At 66.4% G+C, this 20,636-nt stretch carries 23 protein-coding genes; 9 read left to right on the top strand and 14 right to left on the bottom strand.

Going from position 1 to position 20,636, the window contains the following annotated elements; translation table 11 throughout:
- Window positions 1-98 precede the first annotated feature (98 nt).
- On the top strand, window positions 99-1,127 hold the full coding sequence (locus ACYVN4_RS25430) for an Lrp/AsnC family transcriptional regulator (RefSeq protein WP_460724503.1): 1,029 nt from the start codon (window positions 99-101) through the stop codon (window positions 1,125-1,127).
- Between the two features lie 431 nt (window positions 1,128-1,558).
- On the opposite strand, the gene ACYVN4_RS25425 is transcribed toward ACYVN4_RS25430, so the two are convergent.
- The 10 genes from ACYVN4_RS25425 to ACYVN4_RS25380 form a co-directional block, all read right to left on the bottom strand.
- On the bottom strand, window positions 1,559-2,491 hold the full coding sequence (locus tag ACYVN4_RS25425) for an SMP-30/gluconolactonase/LRE family protein (RefSeq protein ID WP_460724502.1): 933 nt from the start codon (window positions 2,489-2,491) through the stop codon (window positions 1,559-1,561).
- A gap of 113 nt (window positions 2,492-2,604) precedes the next feature.
- On the bottom strand, window positions 2,605-3,405 hold the full coding sequence (locus ACYVN4_RS25420) for a helix-turn-helix transcriptional regulator (RefSeq protein WP_460724501.1): 801 nt from the start codon (window positions 3,403-3,405) through the stop codon (window positions 2,605-2,607).
- Between the two features lie 30 nt (window positions 3,406-3,435).
- Complete coding sequence (locus ACYVN4_RS25415; RefSeq protein WP_460724500.1) at window positions 3,436-3,636, bottom strand: hypothetical protein; 201 nt, start codon at window positions 3,634-3,636, stop codon at window positions 3,436-3,438.
- Complete coding sequence (locus ACYVN4_RS25410) at window positions 3,636-4,124, bottom strand: LURP-one-related/scramblase family protein (RefSeq protein WP_460724499.1); 489 nt, start codon at window positions 4,122-4,124, stop codon at window positions 3,636-3,638. Before ACYVN4_RS25410 ends, ACYVN4_RS25415 begins: the two co-directional genes overlap by 1 nt.
- Before the next feature lie 76 nt (window positions 4,125-4,200).
- Complete coding sequence (locus tag ACYVN4_RS25405) at window positions 4,201-5,511, bottom strand: MFS transporter (protein ID WP_460724498.1); 1,311 nt, start codon at window positions 5,509-5,511, stop codon at window positions 4,201-4,203.
- Window positions 5,512-5,784: 273 nt separating this feature from the next.
- Window positions 5,785-6,168: a group I truncated hemoglobin gene (locus ACYVN4_RS25400; RefSeq protein WP_460724497.1), complete on the bottom strand. Its 384-nt coding sequence runs from the start codon at window positions 6,166-6,168 to the stop codon at window positions 5,785-5,787.
- Between the two features lie 54 nt (window positions 6,169-6,222).
- The gene (locus ACYVN4_RS25395) at window positions 6,223-7,305 is read right to left on the bottom strand and encodes an AraC family transcriptional regulator (protein ID WP_460724496.1); all 1,083 of its coding nucleotides are present in this window, start codon (window positions 7,303-7,305) and stop codon (window positions 6,223-6,225) included.
- A 94-nt stretch (window positions 7,306-7,399) separates the two neighbouring features.
- Window positions 7,400-10,993: a DUF6301 family protein gene (locus ACYVN4_RS25390; RefSeq protein WP_460724495.1), complete on the bottom strand. Its 3,594-nt coding sequence runs from the start codon at window positions 10,991-10,993 to the stop codon at window positions 7,400-7,402.
- A 201-nt stretch (window positions 10,994-11,194) separates the two neighbouring features.
- Entirely contained in the window at window positions 11,195-11,392 is a 198-nt protein-coding gene (locus ACYVN4_RS25385; RefSeq protein ID WP_460724494.1) for a hypothetical protein, read from the bottom strand.
- Window positions 11,389-12,144 carry a COG4280 domain-containing protein gene (locus ACYVN4_RS25380; protein ID WP_460724493.1) on the bottom strand — a complete coding sequence of 252 codons (756 nt, stop codon included), beginning with the start codon at window positions 12,142-12,144 and terminating at the stop codon, window positions 11,389-11,391. Before ACYVN4_RS25380 ends, ACYVN4_RS25385 begins: the two co-directional genes overlap by 4 nt.
- A 182-nt stretch (window positions 12,145-12,326) precedes the next feature.
- Between ACYVN4_RS25380 and ACYVN4_RS25375 the strand changes: the two genes are divergently transcribed.
- Genes ACYVN4_RS25375 through ACYVN4_RS25365 form a run of 3 tightly spaced genes read left to right on the top strand, consistent with a single transcriptional unit; the run spans window position 12,327 to window position 13,577 of the window.
- A complete protein-coding gene (locus ACYVN4_RS25375) occupies window positions 12,327-12,917 on the top strand; it encodes a TetR/AcrR family transcriptional regulator (protein WP_460724492.1) in 591 nt (196 codons plus the stop codon).
- A gap of 16 nt (window positions 12,918-12,933) precedes the next feature.
- A complete protein-coding gene (locus ACYVN4_RS25370) occupies window positions 12,934-13,245 on the top strand; it encodes an antibiotic biosynthesis monooxygenase family protein (protein ID WP_460724491.1) in 312 nt (103 codons plus the stop codon).
- Entirely contained in the window at window positions 13,242-13,577 is a 336-nt protein-coding gene (locus ACYVN4_RS25365; protein ID WP_460724490.1) for a hypothetical protein, read from the top strand. The genes ACYVN4_RS25370 and ACYVN4_RS25365 overlap by 4 nt, the downstream gene beginning before the upstream one ends.
- Window positions 13,578-13,608: 31 nt before the next feature.
- Here the strand turns inward: ACYVN4_RS25365 and ACYVN4_RS25360 are convergent, their stop codons facing one another.
- The 3 genes from ACYVN4_RS25360 to ACYVN4_RS25350 form a co-directional block, all read right to left on the bottom strand.
- Window positions 13,609-13,992, bottom strand: coding sequence for a hypothetical protein (locus ACYVN4_RS25360; RefSeq protein WP_460724489.1), 384 nt, complete (start codon window positions 13,990-13,992; stop codon window positions 13,609-13,611).
- A 103-nt stretch (window positions 13,993-14,095) separates the two neighbouring features.
- Window positions 14,096-14,575 (bottom strand): hypothetical protein, encoded by a 480-nt coding sequence (locus ACYVN4_RS25355; protein ID WP_460724488.1) that lies wholly within the window; start codon window positions 14,573-14,575, stop codon window positions 14,096-14,098.
- A gap of 74 nt (window positions 14,576-14,649) precedes the next feature.
- Window positions 14,650-15,708 carry a fatty acid desaturase family protein gene (locus ACYVN4_RS25350; protein ID WP_460724487.1) on the bottom strand — a complete coding sequence of 353 codons (1,059 nt, stop codon included), beginning with the start codon at window positions 15,706-15,708 and terminating at the stop codon, window positions 14,650-14,652.
- A gap of 152 nt (window positions 15,709-15,860) precedes the next feature.
- Here ACYVN4_RS25350 and ACYVN4_RS25345 point away from each other — a divergent pair, with 152 nt between their 5' ends.
- From ACYVN4_RS25345 to ACYVN4_RS25325, 5 genes are all read left to right on the top strand, one after another.
- Window positions 15,861-16,340: a PPOX class F420-dependent oxidoreductase gene (locus tag ACYVN4_RS25345; RefSeq protein WP_460724486.1), complete on the top strand. Its 480-nt coding sequence runs from the start codon at window positions 15,861-15,863 to the stop codon at window positions 16,338-16,340.
- A 47-nt stretch (window positions 16,341-16,387) separates the two neighbouring features.
- Window positions 16,388-16,840: a hypothetical protein gene (locus ACYVN4_RS25340; protein WP_460724485.1), complete on the top strand. Its 453-nt coding sequence runs from the start codon at window positions 16,388-16,390 to the stop codon at window positions 16,838-16,840.
- A gap of 227 nt (window positions 16,841-17,067) precedes the next feature.
- Window positions 17,068-17,673, top strand: coding sequence for a pyridoxamine 5'-phosphate oxidase family protein (locus ACYVN4_RS25335; RefSeq protein ID WP_460724484.1), 606 nt, complete (start codon window positions 17,068-17,070; stop codon window positions 17,671-17,673).
- Window positions 17,674-17,723: 50 nt separating this feature from the next.
- A complete protein-coding gene (locus tag ACYVN4_RS25330) occupies window positions 17,724-19,031 on the top strand; it encodes a threonine/serine exporter family protein (RefSeq protein WP_460724483.1) in 1,308 nt (435 codons plus the stop codon).
- Window positions 19,028-20,068: a dipeptidase gene (locus tag ACYVN4_RS25325; protein WP_460724482.1), complete on the top strand. Its 1,041-nt coding sequence runs from the start codon at window positions 19,028-19,030 to the stop codon at window positions 20,066-20,068. The genes ACYVN4_RS25330 and ACYVN4_RS25325 overlap by 4 nt, the downstream gene beginning before the upstream one ends.
- Here ACYVN4_RS25325 and ACYVN4_RS25320 read toward each other — a convergent pair.
- Window positions 20,044-20,607, bottom strand: a complete 564-nt coding sequence (locus ACYVN4_RS25320) for a hypothetical protein (protein WP_460724481.1) — start codon at window positions 20,605-20,607, stop codon at window positions 20,044-20,046. The genes ACYVN4_RS25325 and ACYVN4_RS25320 overlap by 25 nt on opposite strands.
- Between the last annotated feature and the right edge of the window lie 29 nt (window positions 20,608-20,636).

Here is a 20,636-nt window from a genome sequence, read left to right as displayed (position 1 = left end):
CTCAGTGAACGGCAGCGCACCCTGGCCACCCGCAAATTGCGGCAGAGTTGAATACTGGAAGAGGTTGCTGATGGAAATCGACAGAACAGGTGTCCCGAATGCGTGAGACTTCCGGGCTGGATGAAGTCGACCTGATGCTGCTCGACGCCCTGCACGCCAATCCGCGGGGCAGTTTCGAACGTCTCGGCCCGGCGCTCGGCATCTCGGCGGCGACCGCGGCGCGGCGGTGGCAGCGCCTCTCGGAGTCTGGGCGCGCCTGGGTTTCCTCGGTGCCCGGCCCGCAGGTGGCCCTCGTCGGCGCGGTATGCGAGGTACGGGCGCAGCCCGGGCAGGCCGTGCAGGTCGCCGCGGGGCTGGCCGCCCTCCCACAGGTCATCAGCGTCTACGGCACCGACGGCGACTTCGACCTGCACACCTTGGTGCTGTGCGACAGCCCGGCCACGCTGGGCACCCTCCTACTCGAAAACCTGCCTGCCGTAACGGGAATCGCGCGCGTGCGCTCGACGGTGGCGTTGCAATGGTTCAGCGGCATCCATTGGCGACTCGGCGCGATCGACAGCGACCAGCAACGCTCGATCCTCGACGAGAACGGTAGCGAACCCCGAAAACCCGTGCGCGACCGCACCTTCGAGCCCGCCGACCGGGCCCTGTTCCTCGCCCTCCAACACGACGGCCGCGCCCGCTACCGCGACCTCGCCCGTGACCTCGACACCACCGACCACCTCGTCCGCCGCCACCTCGACGCCCTCACCCGCCGCGGCATGCTCGCCTTCCGCACCGACTTCACCCGCGGCGCGGGCGGCTGGCCCACCGAATACGTCCTCTGGCTCTCGGTCCCGCACCCCGACCTCCCCACCGCCGGAACCGAAATCGCTTCCTGGCCCGAAACCCGCATCTGCCTCTCCACCGTCGGCCGCACCAACCTCATGCTCATGGCCCAGGTCCACCGCCCCGCCGACCTCACCACCATCCTCGACCGCATCACCACCGCCCTCCCCACCGCCACCGTCCACGACCAACGCCTCGTCCTCCGCCCCTTCAAATCCTGGGGCCGCCTCCTCACCCCCACCGGCCACGCCACCGGCATAGTCCCGGTCGACCCCTGGGCCGCAACGGCACTCAGCTGACAAGGTGTTCGGCGACGTCCTCCGAGTCGGCGGCCACAGGTCAGATGCTGCTACCTATCCCTGCAACGTGGTGTGACAGCTCGGGCACGGCGGGGGCGGAGGCGGCGGGGGCGGCATGTGACAGGCCCGACAGCCCGGACCATCCTGATACATCGGCGTCACGTCGGCCAAAGCCACCGACGAACCCACCGAGCCAACCAGACCGAATATCGCGATTGTGGCGACGAGCAGGCGTTTGCGCATCGTCTCACCTCTTTCGAGAGAAAGCGGGCCCGCTCATACGGGTCCCACAAATACCTATGCGCACGGGTTACACCGCGACCGGGCTGACTTGCTTCCACCGGTCGGTCGGGTAGTGGCGCTCGCCGTATTCATTTTCGCCGCAATGCTTCTCGCGGGATGAGCGCACGACAAGACCGAATCGTGATGGATCAGCTGACGAGGTGGACGCGCAGGATGTCGCCGCTGCCGGTGGTGACCATCAGGTCGCGGTCGGAGCCGGGGGTGGGGACGACTGCCGAGAGGGGGCCGGTGGTGAGGAGGGTGCAGGTGCTGTGGGTTCGGGGGTCGACGCGGACGAGATCGCCTGCGGTGGTGGCAATGTAGAGGTGGCCGTCGGTACCGGCCGCGAGGTCGTCGGGCAGGTTCAGGTCGGTGGCGACGGTGCGGTCTGCGGGGGCGTCGATCGGGATGCGCAGGATCTGACCGCGGGTGTTCAGGTAGAGGGTGGTGTAGAGCGAGTCGCCTGCGATGGTTATGCCGTTGAGGCCGAACAGCTTCGACTGGGCGGACCAGTCGTTGTCGATGGTGGCGTCGGGGCGGACGCGGAGGATGCCGGTGCCGGTGTCGGCGATGTAGAGGTTGCCTGCGGGGTCGAAGGCGGCGCCGTTGGGCATGGTCAGGCCGTTGACGAAGACCTCGGGTATCGGTGCGGGGGCGGTGGGGTCGAAGCGGACGACACCGGCGTCGTGGGGGCCGGGGAGCAGATTCATCGAGTTGTCGCCGTAGACGACGTACAGCTGGTGGTCGGGGCCGAGGCGGATCGCGCCGGGGGAGGCGACCGGGACCGTCGCGGTGACCTGGCCCGCAGTGTTGTAGCGCTGCACCTCGTTTCGGTAGAGGCGGGACACCCACAGGTTGCCGTCGGCGTCGTAGCCGAGGTTCTCGGCCCAGTCGTAGAACGGGACGGTCGCCGTGGCGAGGGTGGTCGTGGTGACGGTGCCGCACGGCACCGGGTCGGCGTGCGCGGGTGCGGCGGCGCCGACGGCCGTGAGTGCCAGGAAGGCCGCACACGACGAGGCAAGCCCGCGTGGCCGGAAGCGGTTGTGGGGACGTGAGTCGAGCGAAGGCCGCGGGTCCGGCACGAGTTCTCCTGCATGACGTGAGGGTTGCTGCGAGTGGGCTCGCGGTGGGCTCATGCATGGTAGGTACGGCCGTGCGTGTCGCGCCTGGGTGCGATACACCCAGGCTTCGCCGGTCAGCCCGAGCGACTGCTGAGCCGGAGCAGGGCATCGACGGTGGGTCCGGGCTCGGGCTGGTAGAGCATCAGGCGTTGGCCTGTTGCGGCGCGGACGTCGAAGGATTGGTAGGTCAGGCGTAGCAGGCCCACGTCGGGGTGGATGAATTCTCTGGGTTCCGAGGTCGCGACACACAGCGTGTAGGAATGCCATAGGTCGGCGAATTCGGTACTGGCCGTGTTGAGTTCGTCGATGACGCTGTGTAGTCGCGGGTCGTCCGGGTAGAGCGTAATCGCCTGCCGGAAGGCTGCCACCAAGGCCTGGCCGGTCCAGATCCAGTCGACGCAGAAGTCATGGCTGAGCGGTTCGAGGAAGGTCATGCGTGCGAGGTTGTCGATGCGCGGGTACGCGGAGAAGAACGCGTCGGCCATGGCGTTGGTGGCGAGGATGTCCATCGCGGGGTTCATTACGAAGGCCGGTGCGGACGAATAGGTTTCGAGCATTTGCCGCAGCACCGGGCTGACCGCTTCCACCGGCAGGGCGGTCGGCGCAACCCCTGCCAGCCGGAAGAGATGCTCGTGCAGCGCATCGGTGAGCAGCAGTGTCCGGCTCAAAGCGGCGAGCAACTGCGCGGAAGGATTCCGCTCACGTCCCTGCTCGAGGCGGGTGTAGTAATCGGCGTTCATTCCGGCCGACTCGGCGACCTCCTCGCGGCGCAGTCCGGCGACGCGACGGCGACCGTACGAGGTCAGCCCAAGGTCCTCGGGCCGCACCCCGGCCCGACGCGCGCGCAGAAAATCGCCGAGTTGGTTGTCTGTCACCCGCCCAGGCTAGGCGGGCGCGCTGAGCTGCTACGGGCTGGGCTGCGGCAGGTCGCAGCTGTGCACCTTCGGATTGAGTCCGGTGTAGTTCAACGGACCGGCGACGACGGTGACCGCGATGGTCGCGAAGTCGGCGCACTCCTGGGTGACATGGGTCAAATATCCGCGCTGCCCGGACGCGACCGCGCCGATGATCAACCACGCGAACATCAGCAACGAAATCAGCCGCATCACCGCTCCTTACGTTCGTCGACGACAAGTTCGTCGATACACACGACGACCGCCATGGCCAGCGGGACATCGGGGTGATAGATCTCCACACCATAGGTATCGCGGATTCGGAACCATTTGCGCGAAGTCGAGGCCACCACCCCCTGCGGACCCTCGAGCGTGTAGTTCTTCTCGATCAGATCACCGCGTGCGATCCACTGCTCACCGCCTGCCAGTCTGATCGAGAAGCTGTGCCGGATCGGGCTGAACAGTTTCTTCCGCACCGTAGCCACATGCGCCCCACCGGATTTGATCACCATGGTGTCACGCAGCGCGAAGAACTTCTTCCGGGCGACGACGTAAACCTCTCCCCGAGGCCCCTTCAACTCGAAGGCCTGCCGGAACGCCAGCACCTTCCCATCCACGAGAAATGCCTTGTTCCCCGCATCGTCCTTGACCCAATAGTCATCGCCGAAGCTCAACACCCGATGCCGCATCACGTAACGCACCAGCCCAGTCTGCCCGAGGCCCAATACTGGTTGCTTGACGGCGGGTTGGAGTCATCTGAGACCGATTGGGCGGTGGCTACCGGGCTTCAGCGACGAGGAAGCGAGTTCCGCCTAGTTCGCGCAGGCGCAGGCCCGCGATGCGGGCGAGGATCAGGCCGATGGCCAGGGCGGCGATCGCGGATATTGCGCCGCCCGCGGCGAAACCGATTCGCGCGCCGTAGGTGTCGGTGATCCAGCCGACCAGCGGGGCGCCGACCGGGGTGCCGCCGGTGAAGACCATCATGTACAACGCCATGACTCGGCCGCGCATGGCCGGGTCGGTGGCCATCTGGATCGAGGAATTGGCGGTCACGTTCACGGTCAGGCCGAACATGCCGATCGGTATCAGCAGCAGCGCGAACAGCCAGAACGACGGGGTCATGGCGGCCACCAATTCGAGGAATCCGAAGATCACCGCCGCGGCGACCAGCACCCGTAATCGGGACGTACCCCGGCGGGCGGCCAGCAGGGCGCCGGCCAGCGAGCCCGCCGCCATCAGGGTGTTGAGCAGGCCGTATGTGCGTGCGCCGGAATGGAATACGGTGTCGGTGAAGGCGGTCAGCCAGATCGCGAAGTTGAAACCGAAGGTGCCGATGAAGCCGACCAGCACGATCGGCCAGATCAATTCGGGACGACCCGCGACGTAGCGCAAGCCTTCGCGCAGCTGTCCCTTGCCGCGCGGTGCGGGCTCGACCGCGCGCAATTCGGCTGTCCGCATGAGCAATAGCGCCGCGATCGGGGCCAGGAACGACAGTCCGTTGAAGACGAAGGCGTAGCCACTGCCGACCGCCCCGATCAGTACGCCCGCGACCGCCGGGCCGACGAGCCGCGCGGATTGGAAGTTCGCGGAGTTCAGGCTCACCGCGTTCGACAGCTGGTCGGGGCCCACCATTTCGGAGACGAAGGTCTGCCGCGCCGGATTGTCGACGACGGTGACCAGGCCCAGTACGAAGGCGGTGGCGTAGACATGCCAGACCTGCACCTGACCGGTGAGAGTGAGCACGCCGAGTGCGAGCCCGGTCGCACCCATGGCGGCTTGGGTGCAGATCAGCAAGGGCCGCTTGGGCAGCCGGTCGACGAGGACGCCGCCGTAGAGTCCGAACAACAGCATCGGCAGGAACTGCAGGGCGGTGGTGATGCCGACGGCCGCGGCGGATCCGGTGAGGCTCAATACCAGCCAGTCCTGCGCGATCCGCTGCATCCAGGTACCGATATTGGAGACCACCTGCCCGGTGAAGAACAGGCGGTAGTTGCGTATATGTAGTGACCCGAAGGTGCGGTGTGGGGGAGTGTCGCCGGGAGTGTGTCGAAGATCGGACTGGGGCGGGGCTACAACTCCTGGGCTCACAGATTTGCCTCCTCAGGTGCGACGGACTCAGGTGTGCGGGTTTCGCTCCCTGAACCGCAACCGCCCGGAGGGGGTGAATACAGCCGACGCCGGATACAGATCGCGGCGGGCGAGTGGGTGCGCGAAGCGCAGACGCTCCGACTGGAGGGCAGACCTACGACGTCATCGGCGTGGCCGAGAAGCCCAACACTTTTCTTAGGCTAATCAATTTGCTGCGCCGATGCCAGTCATTTTCGGGTGTGATCCGCCATAGCGGTAATGCGGGAAGCACGCTCATGCCTCGTTCACCAGGCTCTCCGTGGCGATATCGTCGGCCAGCGGGGCGATGATGTGCAGGACCGCGCCTATGAGGTGCAGCTGGATGCCGGCCGAGCCGAGCGCGTTCGCCAAGTAGCCGGTGGCGAGGGCGAAGTGGACGAGTCGGATGTGGCGGCCGGAATGGACTTGGCGCATCGACGGGCCCACATAAGGGCCGGGTCCACCAAGGGCCGCGGTGAGGAAGGCGAGTTGGCGATCCTCCAGCCGCTCCAGGTCGGAGTCGGCGAAGAACGGCGCGAGCCGCTGGTCGTCGAGCATCAGGCGATAGAAGTCGCAGACCACGCTGCGGAGGACCGGGCCACCGCCGATCTGCTCGTAAATGCTTGTCGTATCGGACATAACTGCCGCCCCCGGGTCGATGCCATCCGAATCTCGGGACCCCTCGCGCGAGATTCATTCGGCGATGCCGTTGAGACCGCCGTTATCGAAGATTAGGGCCCGCGCAGTGCCCATCGCGATCCGATTCGCGCGAGCGGCAGCCGATTTGCGCAGGGTGTCCGACGGCAAGGTGTCGTAGCGCAGCCGGTAGGCCCGCGCGAATCGGCTCGTGTGCGTGAAACCCCACCGGTAGGCAATATCGGTGACGCTGGTGTAGGCCGGATCCGCGGCGGCGAGTTCCGCGTGTGCGCGCTCCAGGCGCAGATTCCTCAGATACTCCATGGGGGAGCAGTCGAGGTGCGTGCGGAACGCCGCCTGGAGTGTGCGGATGCTGACGCCCGCGGTCTCCGCGAGATCGGCTGCGGTGAAGGGATATTGGGGCGTGGCGTGCATGGCATCGATCACTCGCGCGATGGCGGGCGGGCGGCAGGGCGGCCCCGGTCTGAGCAACTCCTCGTGGTGCTGGTGATCGGCCGCGGCCAGCAGATGGGTGAGCATGCTGTGCCACAGCGGTTCACCGATGATCTCCTGCCGGGTCAGTGGTTCCGGTTCACCGATCTGCCCGGCCAGCAGGCGGGCCAGATCCCGGACGACCCGCCCGTAGCCGCTGGTCAGATCCATCGAGGGGGCCAGACGGAGCGGTCCGCGGATCGGGCGTTGCAGCAGCCGCTGCAATTCCGATTCCAGGGCATCACGGCGGATCTTGATGCAGAGGATGCGGCTGTGCGCGCTCCAATGACTCAGTTGCACATCGCCGGTCGGCCCGTACAGCACCGCGCGCTGCGGAATCGCCTCGACTTCGTGGCCGAGATTCTTCGATATCAGCGATCCCGACAGCGGAATGTTGACGTGATAGAAGTGGCGCAGTTCGGCGAAGTCCATTCGAATATCGGCGTCGAATCGGCAGTCGCCCACCAGGATCGCGCCGAGTTGCATGGCGTCGATCGACATTCCGAACTGTTCCCCGCGGCCCAGGACCCGCATTCGGAGTGGGTAATAGGTCTCGCCGCCCTGCTCGCTGGCCTGCTCGACATCGAGCGTGTGGGTGCTGAACCGCCATGGCAGCGCAGGAACCGCCGCCTCGAATGAATCTGCCATGATGCCGCCAGCGTGCCGTGCGATATTCGACGCTCCCCGCGCCGAAATCCAGTCTGCCACTGACGGTTTACATCATGACGGAGATCGTGGGCGGTCAGGCCAGGATTGCCATGACACCGCCGATCGAAATCAGGGTGTACAGGGTGATCGCGCCCATCGCCAGCCAGCCGATGGTGCGGGAGGCGTCGTCGGTTTTGGCGCGCAGCCAGCGGGGCAGGCTGATGAAGCCGATGGTGGCGATCACGGCGGTGCCGATCGCTCCGGCGGGGCCCCACCACGCGCTCGGATTCAGCCACAGCTGCAGACCGATGGCCAATACGGCCAGCACCGAACCGATTACAGGCATCCACCGGAACCGGTGCATCACCGCCAGCACGGTCAGGACCGCGGTCATTCCGCCGACGACTCCGATGCCCGGCCCGAATGCCGCATAATTCCTGATCGTCCACATGATGGCGGCCGTGCCGCCCAGCAGCGAGGCCAGGAAGATCGCGGCGTACCGCGCCCGGCCGAACAGGGCTTCGCCGAAATAGCCTACGGCGCAGCCGAACAGCGTCGTGAAAAGCAGATACCCAGGGCTGCCGGCCATGAAGCCACCGGTCAGGATTCGCCATACCTCGCCGTTGACGACCGATCGGCGGCTCAACATCAGATCCGCGTACACGCGTGAGTGCTGCGGGGTCGGGGAGAAGCTGTGGGCTTGCCACGCGGTGACCACGTAGGCGAGCACGCACAGGCCCATCAGCGCGAAGCTGACGTAAGGGAGGGCGCTCGCGCCGGAGCGGGCAGGCAGGCCCATTCGCGCGCGCACCGCCGCGGCGTAGGTGCGCAGGCCGAAGGGGTCGAATCGCCGTGGTGAGTCGTCGGATTCGGGGGAGTCGGACATGTCTTCGAGCAGTCGTAGCGCGCGATGCGGGTAGCGCGCCGTAGCGGCGGTCAGGGCGCCGACGACGTCCTCGTTCTCGCGCAGGTCGAGCAGCACCTCGTACGCACCGTCGGTGGGGACCCATGCGAGTACCTCTGCGGCGCTCCGCATCTCGTTCACACCGGAGGCGGCCTCCGAGAACCATTCCGAGAGTACGTCGAGGCATTCGGGACCCAGTTGCACCAGCATGCTGTACAGCTGGTCGATCTCCACGAGCATCGGTTCGCCGACCGCCGCGTGGAAACGCTTGTACTGGTCGGGTCGGGTCAAGCACGTGGCCAGCATCGATACCGAGTGGTTGTAGCGCGACAGTCCTTCGAGAGCCAGATCGGCGTCCACCCAGTCCTGCCGTTCCGGCATCAGGTAGGAGGTCGCGAGCCTGGCCCATACGGTGTCCAGGCGGGTGCGTACCCCGGCAAGGTGCGCGGCGGCCTGCCGGTACATCGGCTCGGGCGCGAACGCGAGGTGCGCGCGGATACGGCGGCTGATGTCGTCGGATTGGGCTGGGCCGCAATCGGTCCGACGCAACGCGGTCAGGGTGCCGTGCGGAAGTCCCGACTCCACGTTCAAGCCCCGGGCGAGCACGACGGTCTCGGCAGCGAAGGCCAGACCGAAACTGGTCAGCCAGCTGTCGACGAAGCGCGGCAGGATGTCTCGCTCCACGTGATCCATGTGGGGGAAGGAGGCGCCGCAGCATTCCCAGTAGTCCTCGGCGACCAAGACCCAGATGGCCGCGGCGCCGAGCGGGGAGGCGGTTCTGGCCGGTGCGGCGAGATAGGCCGCGGCCGCATCGGCAATGGCCACCAATCCTTTCCCGCGGGTTTCGGCCAGCATCTCGGTCAGGCGGGAGCGGCAGGAGTCGAGGATGCCGATCAGCGCCTCGGTGGCGCGGGGGTCGACGGGCGGTGGCGGGGAGCCGGCGCGGCCGCGGAAACCTTCTGCGCCGCTGCGCCACTGCGGCGGAATCACCCAGCGGTCCTCGTCGGGGACGGCGGTCGTGCCGGTGCGGATCGCGTCCTGGGCGATGGTGGCGAGGCGGCGCAGGAAGTCCCTGTCGTCGTCGAGTGTGCGTTCCCATGCGCCGTGCGCGCGTGCGGATGCGCCGGACCGGGTCGGGCGAGCGGGTATCCGGATGTCGTCGTCCGCGTCATCATCGTCGTCCGAGCCGTAGTAGTCCGGATCCTCTTCGCCCCAGTCGATCTCATCCTCTCCGATGCCGAATCGGACATGGCTGACCAGCTGCGGCGGCTGTGTTGCTTCGGCCTTGACCTCCAGATCACCGGGCGACTTCGCCGCGCTGTCACGCAATGCGGCGATGGTGAGCTCGGCGATCTTGCGGCCCGAGTCAGCGCCCGCCGGGTACATGCGCTGCTCCCACCGGCCGCCCCGCATCAGTTCCAGCATGCATCCGGTCGGCGAGAACCAGCCGCGGGCGAGGCCGTCGGCCGCACCCACCTGTTTGATGGCCCAGGCGACTTCGGTGCCGTACGGGTCCAGTACCGGCAGATCCATGGCCAGTGAGGTAAAGATCTGCTCCAGATTCCAGCCGAGTTCATCCCAGTCCTCGGCGTCCGGCTCCGGGTAATGCATCGACCCGCCCAGTGCGGCGGTGAGACCGGTGTCGGGTTGCAATTCCCAGAGGTGCCCGACCCAGTCCTCGCCGTACTCGCCGTATTCCTGGTTGCGGCCTTCCTCCCATTCGGCGGCGTGGGTCGGCAGGACGGTCAGCGTGATATCGGCCGAATCGCCACGGTCACGGGTCAATTCGATGGTGGTGTCGGTGTAGCGCCATTTCGCGAAGGCGTCGGGCCCGCCGACCAGGTGGGGAGTACCGAGTAGTCGGACGCATTCCCGCAGGGCGGCTCGATACGCGTCGTCGGCGGCCTCGTCCGGGAGGTATTGCACCAGCAGGACCGAACTGTATTCGCCGTAGTCGTAACGCTTCTGGTACTCGGCGGTCGCGCCCGCCAGCACCGTCAAATGTGGCGGGCCGTCGGCGTGGATACCGTAGGACTGTTCCTCGGCGGCCCAGCCCAGATCGCGGCACAGCTGCAGGATTTCGGCCCGTGACCACGAACCCGTGCCGCCTCGACCGAATTCCTGACGCTGCTGCGGGCGCGGCTGCGCCTCGGGGCCCGAGCCTGGAACGCGGCGTGGGCCGAAGCCACGGCCGAAATCGGCGGCCAGCACGATCGCGATCCGATCCGCGAATTCCGTGCCGGCCCTGGCCCGCTCGCTCAGATCGGCCCACTGATCGGTTTCGGCGCGATCGGCTGCGGCAGGCTCGCGACGATGAACCGGATTGACCAGCCGCAGGTCCACCGAGTCGCCGCGGACCAATTGGATCAGCACGTGGGGCAGCGCCCAGATCACGCTCGGCACGACCAGGGGGTCGACGGATCGCTCGGTGGGCTCGCCGAAGACCGACCGGAATCGGTTCACGAATTCCTCGAACACGTCCTGCGGCACCGGACCGTACCGTTGCGGCCGCTCATCGGTCACCTGCAGCCACGCCAATTCCAATGCGCCATCGGCGCCGACCACGAAAGTGACCTCCGGAGTGGAGACGCGAAGCCCGGTCCGATAGGTGAGAAATACATCCCCCGATTCCGAACCTCGCGTCTGCGCTCCCTGCGGCGTACTCCAACCGACCTGCCACGCGAAACGACCGACATCCTGTGCGGTCCAACTCCACTCGAACTCCGCCGCGGCCCGCGCGATCTCGAGCGCGCCGACGACGTCCACCCCGAATTCCTTACTCACGCGAAGGAGGTTACTGGCCATCGGAGAATCCGCACGGCGGGGGAGTGACCTCGATCTTTCACCCCCGACCCAGCACTCTCCGACACCACCTCACCATTCCAAACAGCCCGTACCGCCATCACCGTCTCCCTTTCCACGAACCTTGGTGGCCCGCACCCCTATAAGTGCGACCGGAGACGAAAAGGATTCAGCCGCGAGGCATCAGGAGCGGATCGCGCGCCGTAAAGAGATGCCGAAGACGAGGGCGACCGATATCGGGAGTAGCCACCACGCATTGATGCCGAGGTGGACGAGGGCGGCGGTTGCCAGGAGGGCTAGTAGGACGCCGAGGGCGGAGAACCAGTCGTCGCCGACGATGAAGTCGTACCAGAAGGCCAGGAAGGTTCGGATGGCTTTCATGAGGTTGCCTGTGCTGGTCGGGGGTGAATTCGCTTCAGGGCGAGGGTGGTGGCGAGGGCGGCTGCGGCGATGGTGGGGACCAGCGCTAGGAGGGCGGCGTCGGTGTGGGGCCAGGTGACTCCTGCGCCCTCGCCGGACCAGAAGATGCCGAATGCTGTCAGCATGACGCCGACGGCGAACTTCATGGTGTTCTCCGGGACGCGGGCGAGGGGCTTGCGGATGGCCAGGCCCAGGAGCGCGACCATTGCCACCGCGACTGCGGCGCCGGCCACGGCCAGTGGGATGTCGTGTTGGTTCGCGCCGAAGGTCACGACGATGAACACGACCTCCAGGCCCTCGAGGACAACGCCTTTGAACGACAGCGTGAATCCGTACCAGTCGTCGACGATGCCGCGTCGACCGCTCGAAGCCGTTGCGGCTGCGGCGATTTGCTTCCGGAATGCCACTGTCTCGTCGTGTAGCGCGCGGTATCCGGAGCCGCGCAGTACCGCCTTGCGCAGCCACTGCAGCCCGAAGACCAACAGGAGCGCGCCGACCACCAACCGGAGCGAGGTCAGTGGAATGAATCGGACCGCCGGGCCGAGTACCGCGATCACCACGGCGAGCATCAGCAACGCGGCAGCGAGGCCCTGCATCGCCGATCGCCAGCCGCGGGTTGTGCCCGCGGCCAGCACGACGGTCAATGCCTCGACGGCCTCCACCGCGCAGGCGAGAAACACCGTGAGCGCGAGCGCGAATCCGCCGCCGCTCATCGGCCGCCACCCGGGACGGGCATGGAACTCGATGCGAGATTCGTGTGTCCTCCAAGGTCATCCGAGCCAACGCCGCTATTGCCACAGTATTCGGTTGTGGAGTCGGAACGTACACACCCGTGCAACCGTGATAGTTTGGCGACACAGTGTCCCCAAGATTTCGAAGGTGGTCGTCAGCCGCGATGCCGAGGATCGATGCGCCCACGGTTGCCGAGCACCGGGCCAATCAAGAACGGGCCCTGTTGGATGCGGCGCGTGAGCTGTTGCTCGACGGCGGGGTGGATGCGGTGACTCCGGCGGCAGTCGGGGCGGTCGCCGGGCTGGCACGCAGCAGCGTCTACAAGTACTTCCGTTCCGGGGACGAGATTTTGGCGCGTGTGGTGGCCGACGGTTTCGCGGAGTGGGGTGCGCGGGTGCGCGAGGCGGTCGGACGTTACGAAACGGCGGATGGTCGCGTCATGGCCTACCTGCGGGTCACGCTCGAACTCGCGGCCGCCGGTGCGCATCGGGTCGCGGTGCTGGGCGGTGGCATGCCTGGTGATCCTGCCGCGCGGGCGATACTGACCCGCCATCACCATGACCTCACAGCACCCTTGCGGACGGCGCTGACCGATCGCGGCGACCCGGATCCGGACCTGACCGCCAATCTCGTCGACGGTGTACTCGGGCGGGCCATCGACCGGCTCGACGCCGGCGATCCGGTCGACTACGTGACTCGCGAGACCATCGAATTCCTCTGTCGCGCACTGCAAATCACCGCAGTAGACCTTTGATTCACCAGGAGAAGCCATGTTCGTCGTCATCAATGAGCTCTTCGTCGCGGCCGAGAATCGCGCCGTCTTCGAAACGAACTTCGCTGCCAGCATGCAGGGGACCATGCAGGAGGTCGACGGATTGCGCGGCGCACGCCTGCTACAGCCCACCGAACCCGACCGCGGCTACCTGTCGATCCTCGAATTCAGCGACGAGCGAGCATATTCCGCGTATCTCGAGTCCGATGCGTTTCGGGCGGCCCACCACTGGCCCGACCACGCACCCATCGACGGCAACCGGCTCAGCACCTATGAGGTGCTCACCGACGCGGTTACCGTGGAGGCATGACAATCGGAGGGGACCCTGTCGACTGGGTTCCGGACGCGTGCACGCTGCCGACCCCCGAGCAGCCCATGCGGGTGGCGGAGTTCGATCAGTTCTTCGCCGATGTGGTGCAGCGCGTCGAACGCCCCGACCGCACCCGGCTCGATCTGCTGATCGAGCCGGGAGCCGAATCTCGGGGCCGTGAGCTGGCCGCCCGGGAAACCGCATGCTGCTCGTTCTTCACGTTCGACTTCGAGACAACCGCCGGTGGCTCGGTGATGCACATCGACGTTCCCCCCGACTACGTCGACGTTCTCGACGCACTCGCAATCCGGGCCGGAGCCGACTCTCGATGAGGTGGGACCGGAAACGTTGCAGCGCAGGGCTTCAGCCCAGGTCCAGGGCGGTTACCGGGACACCGTAGGGCAGGAATCGCACCCGACGGCGTTCGTCGGTGTTGTCGCTGTGGGCGCGCAGGGCCTCGAGTTCGGTCGGGAAGACCTGCTCGACCCAGGCCGCGCCCGCATCGTCGATGCTGTAGATCACCCAGACACCGCTGCCGGTCTCACCTGCGGTCGCGCCCTCCGATTTCGGTGGGCGAGTGCGCTCGGGCTGCACGAACTGGCCGAGCAACGACGCCAGCGTTCCCACGCTTGCACGATCGAAATACTCACCGGCCTTGCCGAGGAGGTCCCGGAACTCGATTCCCGCCTCCCGCAACGCACGCTCGAATTCTTCAGGGTCGATCCCGAACGGGTTTTCGCCTGCCATTGCATCGCTCCTGGAGATGGACGCGCCTTGCGGCTATGCCCCCAGTGTCCCCCCGCGGCCGCACCCGCGCCACGATCGATCCACGGCTGCGGCCGAATTCGGTTCAGAGGCCCAGTTGGCTCAACAGCGGGCCGATGATCGGCAGGGAGTCCGCACTGCCGGTGCCACCGCCCGTGGTCGGATTGCAGCTCTGCCCGGCGGGGGCCTGGTCGACGACGGTAACCGTCTGCGGGCCGATGAAGCCGCCGCCACCGGGCTGAATGCCGCGCCACCACAGGGTGTGGGCGCCGCTGGTGGTGGGGGTCCAGGTGACCGTCGCGTCCTGGCCGTGCTGGATGGGCTGCTCGCTGCCGATCATGGTCGCGCTGTTCAGGCTTGGTCCGTCCAGGAAGTAGTAGGACGAGATACCGGTCTGGATGTGCGCGGCGGCCACCGTGAGTGTGTACGGCTGGTTGACGCACTGCACGGTGCCCGACACCTGGATCCAGTTGTCGGCGGAGGCCGGTGCGGCCATCGAAACCGTGGCCACGACCGCGAGACCGGCGGCGCAGGAACCCAGTCGGGTCAGGCTGTGACGCTTCAAGTGCACTCCTCATTTCGGGGTAACTCACCAAATGCGTTGTTGCACTGAGCAGATCGGATCATCCGATGACCGTGTTACAACCGGTTCTCATTCGCGCGCAGGGGTGCGCCGACATGGTGGAGGTGTTGCAGCGCCTCACGATAGGAGGTGAGCAGGCTCGTTTCGTGGTAAGCGACATCGATTTCGGCGCAGTAGTCGCGGACGATCACCTGGGCGCGGCGCAGGTTCGGGGTCGGCATGCTCGGGAACAGATGGTGTTCGATCTGATAGTTGAGGCCGCCGAGGGCGAGGTCGGTCAGGGTACCGCCGCGGACGTTGCGGGACGTCAGCACCTGGCGGCGCAGGTAGTCGGGGCGATCGTCGCCGGTCAGGGTCGGCATGCCCTTGTGATTGGGGGCGAAGATGCAGCCCATGTACAGGCCGAAGAGCGCTTGGTGGACTGCCGCGAAGGCGATCGCCTTGTCCGGCGGCAGAATCACCAACAATGCTGTCACATAGGCGATTACGTGAACGAAGAGCAGTGCGCCCTCCAGCCCGCGGTGCTTGAGGGAGCGCTTGCCGAGCGCACGGAAACCAGCCACATGGAGGTTGAGGCCCTCCAGCAGTAGCAAGGGGAAGAACAGAAATCCCTGCGCCCGCCCGATGATTCGGGCCAACCCACGACTGTTCCGCGCCTGCCGCTGCGACCAGACCAGAATGTCGGGCGCGACATCCGGATCGAGTTCCTCATGATTCGGGTTGGCGTGATGGCGAGTGTGCTTGTCCTGCCACCATCCGTACGCCAACCCGATACCCACGTTCCCGACGATCCGCCCGACGATCTCCGTCGTCCGCCGCGTCCGAAACACCTGACGGTGCGCCACATCATGCATGACGAGCGCAACCTGCGCGAACGTCACGGCCATCACCGCCGCCACCGCGAGCGACCACCACGAATCGCCGACGAGCACCAACGCCACCCAGACCGCCACGAACGCCAACCCGACCGCACCCAGCCGGAACACGTAATAGCGCGGCCGCCGCTCCATCAGTCCGGCCTCGGAGATCCGGCGCAACAGACGAGCGTAATCACCGTCGCCGCCGCGTCGCGGAGACGGCGCGGACGGGTCGGGAATCAAGGCAGAGGTCGTCATAGGATCTTTCCTGAGTCGGCGATGCCACCGTCGTCCGGAAATCGGCGCGGGGGCTGACGATTTCGACGCTATCGACCGGATTCTCGTTGGATGTAGTACCCCGGTATGGCCTGTCGTGGCACCGTGGTGTGATAACCCGAAGGTGGTGTGCCGTGGGAATTTTGGCGAAGGTCGGCAGCGGGATGAACCTGGTGTACGACAGGCTGCGGGATCGCGAGGCGTTCACGATCAGTGAATCGGGTGCGACGGCGGGGGATTTCGAGGGGTTGCGCGGGCATCGGCACGCGGTATTGGTGACGTTCCGGCGCAACGGTGAGGCCATGCCTTCGCCGGTCTGGTTCGGGATCGACGAGAAGGGGATCGTCTATGTCTTCACCGAGCGGAAGTCGGGCAAGGTCAAGCGGATTCGGAATAATCCGCAGGCGTTGATCGCGCCCTGCAATGTGCGGGGGAGACCGCTCGGTCCCGCGGTGCGGGCGACCGCGCGGGTACTGGACGAGTCGGAGTGGGCGCATGCGGAGGAGGCGCGCAATTCGATATACCGCCTCTGGCCTCGACTGTATGACCGATTCTTCTTCGGCGGTGTTCCGGAGGAGACGGTGTACCTGGAACTCATCCCACGGTCCTCCTGACCCCGAATTCGAGCCGAACAGCAAGCGCCCCTGAGTATTCTGAGTCTTTGGCGACCGCAGTCGGGACGCCCGCGCCGGTCGCTCACCTCGATCGGAAGGGGCTGCCGATGCCCGCCCTACCCTGGTCCGCCGGAGTCCACCGACCCGCCGCCGACGCGCAGTTACACGTCCTGACCACCAATCTGCCGCTGAACCGCTACCGGGACATTCCCCGATTCCTGCGCTGGACCGTGAAGATCCGCACCCAGTTGAAGTCCGCCCCGGGCTGCGTCGGCTTCACCATGGACGCCAAGCCGTTCACCAAAACCTTCTGGACCCTCTCGGCCTGGTCCGACAAGGAGGCCATGGAAGTGTTCGTGCACACCGGCACCCACGCGGAAATGCTGAAGGACATGGCCGGCCGCCTCGGCAACCCCCACTTCGCCGACTCCACAGCAACATCCGCCGACATCCCACTGTCCTGGCCCGAAGCCCGCATCCGCATCCAACGAGCCCCCTGATCGCCACCGCCGGATCACCCGTGCGGCCGCCGGTCCCGCGCAGTTGGTTCGGGGCGCGGATCTGCACCGGGTTACGACCGGACTGATTGGTTGCTTCTTGTCGAGTTCGATCGCCCGGATGGCCCGGGCGTGTTCGTTCGAGCAGAAGGTGACGATCACGATGCCCGATCTGGACCCGCCTATGACTCGTCCGCTCTCACCGACCGAGCGCAGCACGATCCGGCGTGATGCGCAGCGTGCTCGAACCGACCGCTCCGAGCTCTATGCCCTGCTCGACAAAGCGCTCGTATGCCACCCTCGCGGTGATCGCCGACGGAGCGCCGCTAGTACTGCCGACCACCTACGGGCGCGACGGCGACACCCTGTATCTGCACGGCTCGACCGAAGCCCAAAGCTTGCGACTCGCCGGGGCGAACGACGTCTGCCTCGCGGTGACCCTGCTCGACGGCGTGGTCTACGCGCGCACCCCCAAGGACTTCTCGCTGAATTATCGATCCGCGGTGATTCACGCGCGCCCCTCCGAGGTCACCGACGCTGACGCGAAGATGCACGCCCTGCACACCATCGTCGAGCACTGCGCGCCGGGCTCGTGGGACTACGTTCCACACCCGTCAGCGCACGATCTGAGCTGGACAGAGGTTCTCGCCGTGGATCTCACCGAGGCGTCGGTCAAGGTCCGCAGCGGCGGCCCTGTCGATTCCCCCGCCGACATCGCTGCGGGAGGCGTCTGGGCAGGCCAACTTCCGTTGCAGACGACGTGGGGTACCCCGATCCCATCCTCGGACCTTGTCGGGGACAAAGCCCTACCCGACCACATCGCGCGGCGCCGGTAACCGGGTTGGCGAGTCGGTCGGATCGCGTTCGACGCTGGTTGCGGCTCACCATGCCCGGTCGCATCGGGCCTGTCCCCGCACCCGCGACGGTCCCTGGTTCCGTTGCGGCGGATCGACAATGGACCCTGGAGCTGGCCGGGCTGCTGAGCGAGTTCGGCGCGGAACTGCTGCGCGCGGGCAAGCGCACCGCGTCGGTCGAAGTCGATCTGAGCGAAGTCGCGGCCTGCTATGGCATGCGGGCCCGCAGTTTCATCGTGCCCACCGGGCTGTTCGTTCGCGTCGACCAGCATTCCTCGGAAGCGGACGGCGAACTCGATTTCGCGCTGGTGAACGGACCCGACCTGAGACTCGATCAAGCCCAGGCGCTGGAGAGCCTGATGGCCCGCCTCCGTACCGAGCCGCTGCCCTTCGACAAGGTGCGCACCGCGTTGGCGGAGATGCGTTCGATGCCGCAGAGCGTGCGGCCCGTCACCTCGGTGCTCGGATACGTGGTGGCGACGCTCGGGCTCGGCCTGATGCTGCATCCGACGGTCGCCGCCATGCCTGGCTACGCGGTGCTCGGGCTGGCGGTCGGACTGCTGCGAGTGCTGATCGCGCGCTATTGGCCCGCACTCGGACCGATCCTCCCGGTCGCGGCGGGCGTCCTCGCCACCGCCGTGGCCCAGCGCTTCGCCGGACCGCTGCTGCACGAGGCGCCACAGAACCTGTTCATCCCGCCGCTGATCGCGTTCCTCCCCGGTGCGGCTCTGGTCCAAGGGTCCATCGAGCTCTCGCTCGGCTACACGCTGTCCGGCGTGTCTCGATTGGCCGGGGCCGCAAACACTTTGCTGTTGCTCGCGGTGGGCATTCTGGTCGGCGTGCAGGCCGTGCCCGCCGCTGCCGCCGCGCCGCCGACGCCGCATCTACTGGGAGCCTGGGTCGGCTGGATCGCGGCGGTGCTGTTCCTTGTCGGGTTCGCTCTGTTCTACTCCGCGCCCGCCAGCACGCTGCCGTGGCTCGTCTTCGCGCTGCTGTTGGAACGTGCCGTGCAGACCGTGGGGCAGGCGGTCGGCGGAATCGCGTTGGGCGCCTTCGCGGCCGGCATGCTGCTCCCGCCCCTCACGGCCTGGATTCAACGCCACCATCAGATCCCGGACCTGTTGATTTTCCTGCCCTGTTTCTGGGTGCTGGTCCCCGGTGCGGCCAGCCTGCAGGGTGTCTCCGATCTGCTCACCCACCACAGCACCGCGGACACCGTGATCAACACGGTGGTCACCCTCGTCACCATCAGCCTGGGCATCCTGGTCGGCGCACGGATGGGAAGCCGGCCCCGGGTGCGTCTGGACTCGTCCCCTCAGAGAATGGAGTTGCATCCGTGAAGAAGACAGCTGGCCCCAACGCCTCTGATCACGAGATCTACGACAGCAGCATCGTTATCGATGGTTGCGCTCCGGTATTGATGCAGGACCTGTTGGAGTGGAAGCGTTTCTACAAATCCGGCGTCACCGCGATCGTCGCGACCGTCACCACCTCCGACGATATGCCCGGGACGATCGCGAGCCTCTCGCAGTTCCATCGGTTGATCGAATCGAACCCCGAGGAACTGCTTCTCATCGAATCGGTCGACGATATCCGGGAAGCCAAGCGCAGCAAACGCCTCGGGCTCGCACTGCAATTCCAGAACGGTCGCCCGCTCGGCCGCGATGTCGGCATGGTCGAGGTGTATCGACGGCTCGGCGTCAAGACGATCCAGCTGTGTTACAACTACCGCAACAACATTGGCGACGGGTGCCTCGAACCCGCGAACAGCGGGCTGTCGGTCTTCGGTCGCGCCGCGATCCGGGCGATGAACGAACGCAACGTCCTGGTCGACCTATCACACACCGGTGAGCGCACCACCCTCGAAGCAATGGAAATCTCCACGCGCGTAGACGTTTTCACCCACGCCAACGCCCGCGCCGTCCGCGACCACCCCCGCAACCTCACCGACGAACAGATCAGAACGGTGGCCGAGAAGGGCGGCGTCGTAGGCCTGTGCGGCTTCCCCGACTTCATCAGCACCAAGCCGAACCCCACCATGTCCGACGTCATGGCCCACCTCGAGCACATGGTCGGCCTCGTCGGCATCGACCACGTCGCCTTCGGCACCGACTTCTTCCACGGCTCCGACTGGGCAAAATACGTGGAAATCGGCAACTGGAGCCGCGACGACTACCCGCCGCCGCCCTGGAACTACCCCCTCGACGGAACCAACGCCATCGAATTCGTTCCAGCACTGCGCGAACGCGGCTTCACCCCCCACCGACATCGCCAAAGTCCTCGGCGAAAACTTCCTGCGCGTCTTCACCGCCGTCTGGTAGGCGACAGCGCCAGGCGCCCCTCCTTCCGGACTCAGCCCGGCAGGTTGTATCTGTAGTGCTCGAACTGCGCTTTGAGCAAGTACAGGCCGCGGAGGATTCGGGGATTCCAGTACAGCAGCCACAGCCAATAGCCGACGGCCGCCACGGTAATGACGGCCTGAACTGAACTCCGCTGCAGGACAGCGAAGGTCGCGCTGAGGAGAGCGGCGACCGCAAGCGGCCAGTAGCCGGGGTATCGAGTCCGCTCACGACGGGCCGATTCCTCGTCGAGCAGTTGGCCGTACACACTGACGTCCAGTGCCGTGCGCAAGTGCGGAAGCCGGTGGGTGTACACGGAATCGAAGAAGTGCCGCATCAACTCTCGTCCGCCATAGCGTTGCCGAACGAGGATGATGCCGACGGCGGCCGCAACAGCGGAGATCGCGCCGGGAATGAGGCCGATCAGTGCGTCCCAGCCATCGAATTCCCTTGTGGTGAGGGCGGTGAACCCGATATGGATGAGGGCGCAGCCGAACCCGATCAAGAGGCTGAGCAGCCAGGTGGGACCGTAGCTCCACCGGCGTACCTGCTGCATCAGGCGATCGAGATTGCCCATGGATTCACCGGCTCCCGGTCAATGCGGTG

The organism is Nocardia heshunensis (assembly GCF_054782115.1).
This window is presented reverse-complemented; position numbering and strand designations above follow the sequence as displayed.

Coding starts and splice junctions, on each gene's coding strand:
- ACYVN4_RS25430 (WP_460724503.1), top strand. CDS start 99: ATGCGTGAGACTTCCGGGCTGGATGAAGTCGACCTGATGCTGCTCGAC.
- ACYVN4_RS25415 (WP_460724500.1), bottom strand. CDS start 3,636: ATGCGGCTGATTTCGTTGCTGATGTTCGCGTGGTTGATCATCGGCGCG.
- ACYVN4_RS25400 (WP_460724497.1), bottom strand. CDS start 6,168: ATGTCCGATACGACAAGCATTTACGAGCAGATCGGCGGTGGCCCGGTC.
- ACYVN4_RS25395 (WP_460724496.1), bottom strand. CDS start 7,305: ATGGCAGATTCATTCGAGGCGGCGGTTCCTGCGCTGCCATGGCGGTTC.
- ACYVN4_RS25385 (WP_460724494.1), bottom strand. CDS start 11,392: ATGAAAGCCATCCGAACCTTCCTGGCCTTCTGGTACGACTTCATCGTC.
- ACYVN4_RS25380 (WP_460724493.1), bottom strand. CDS start 12,144: ATGAGCGGCGGCGGATTCGCGCTCGCGCTCACGGTGTTTCTCGCCTGC.
- ACYVN4_RS25375 (WP_460724492.1), top strand. CDS start 12,327: ATGCCGAGGATCGATGCGCCCACGGTTGCCGAGCACCGGGCCAATCAA.
- ACYVN4_RS25370 (WP_460724491.1), top strand. CDS start 12,934: ATGTTCGTCGTCATCAATGAGCTCTTCGTCGCGGCCGAGAATCGCGCC.
- ACYVN4_RS25365 (WP_460724490.1), top strand. CDS start 13,242: ATGACAATCGGAGGGGACCCTGTCGACTGGGTTCCGGACGCGTGCACG.
- ACYVN4_RS25360 (WP_460724489.1), bottom strand. CDS start 13,992: ATGGCAGGCGAAAACCCGTTCGGGATCGACCCTGAAGAATTCGAGCGT.
- ACYVN4_RS25350 (WP_460724487.1), bottom strand. CDS start 15,708: ATGACGACCTCTGCCTTGATTCCCGACCCGTCCGCGCCGTCTCCGCGA.
- ACYVN4_RS25335 (WP_460724484.1), top strand. CDS start 17,068: ATGCGCAGCGTGCTCGAACCGACCGCTCCGAGCTCTATGCCCTGCTCG.
- ACYVN4_RS25330 (WP_460724483.1), top strand. CDS start 17,724: ATGCCCGGTCGCATCGGGCCTGTCCCCGCACCCGCGACGGTCCCTGGT.
- ACYVN4_RS25320 (WP_460724481.1), bottom strand. CDS start 20,607: ATGGGCAATCTCGATCGCCTGATGCAGCAGGTACGCCGGTGGAGCTAC.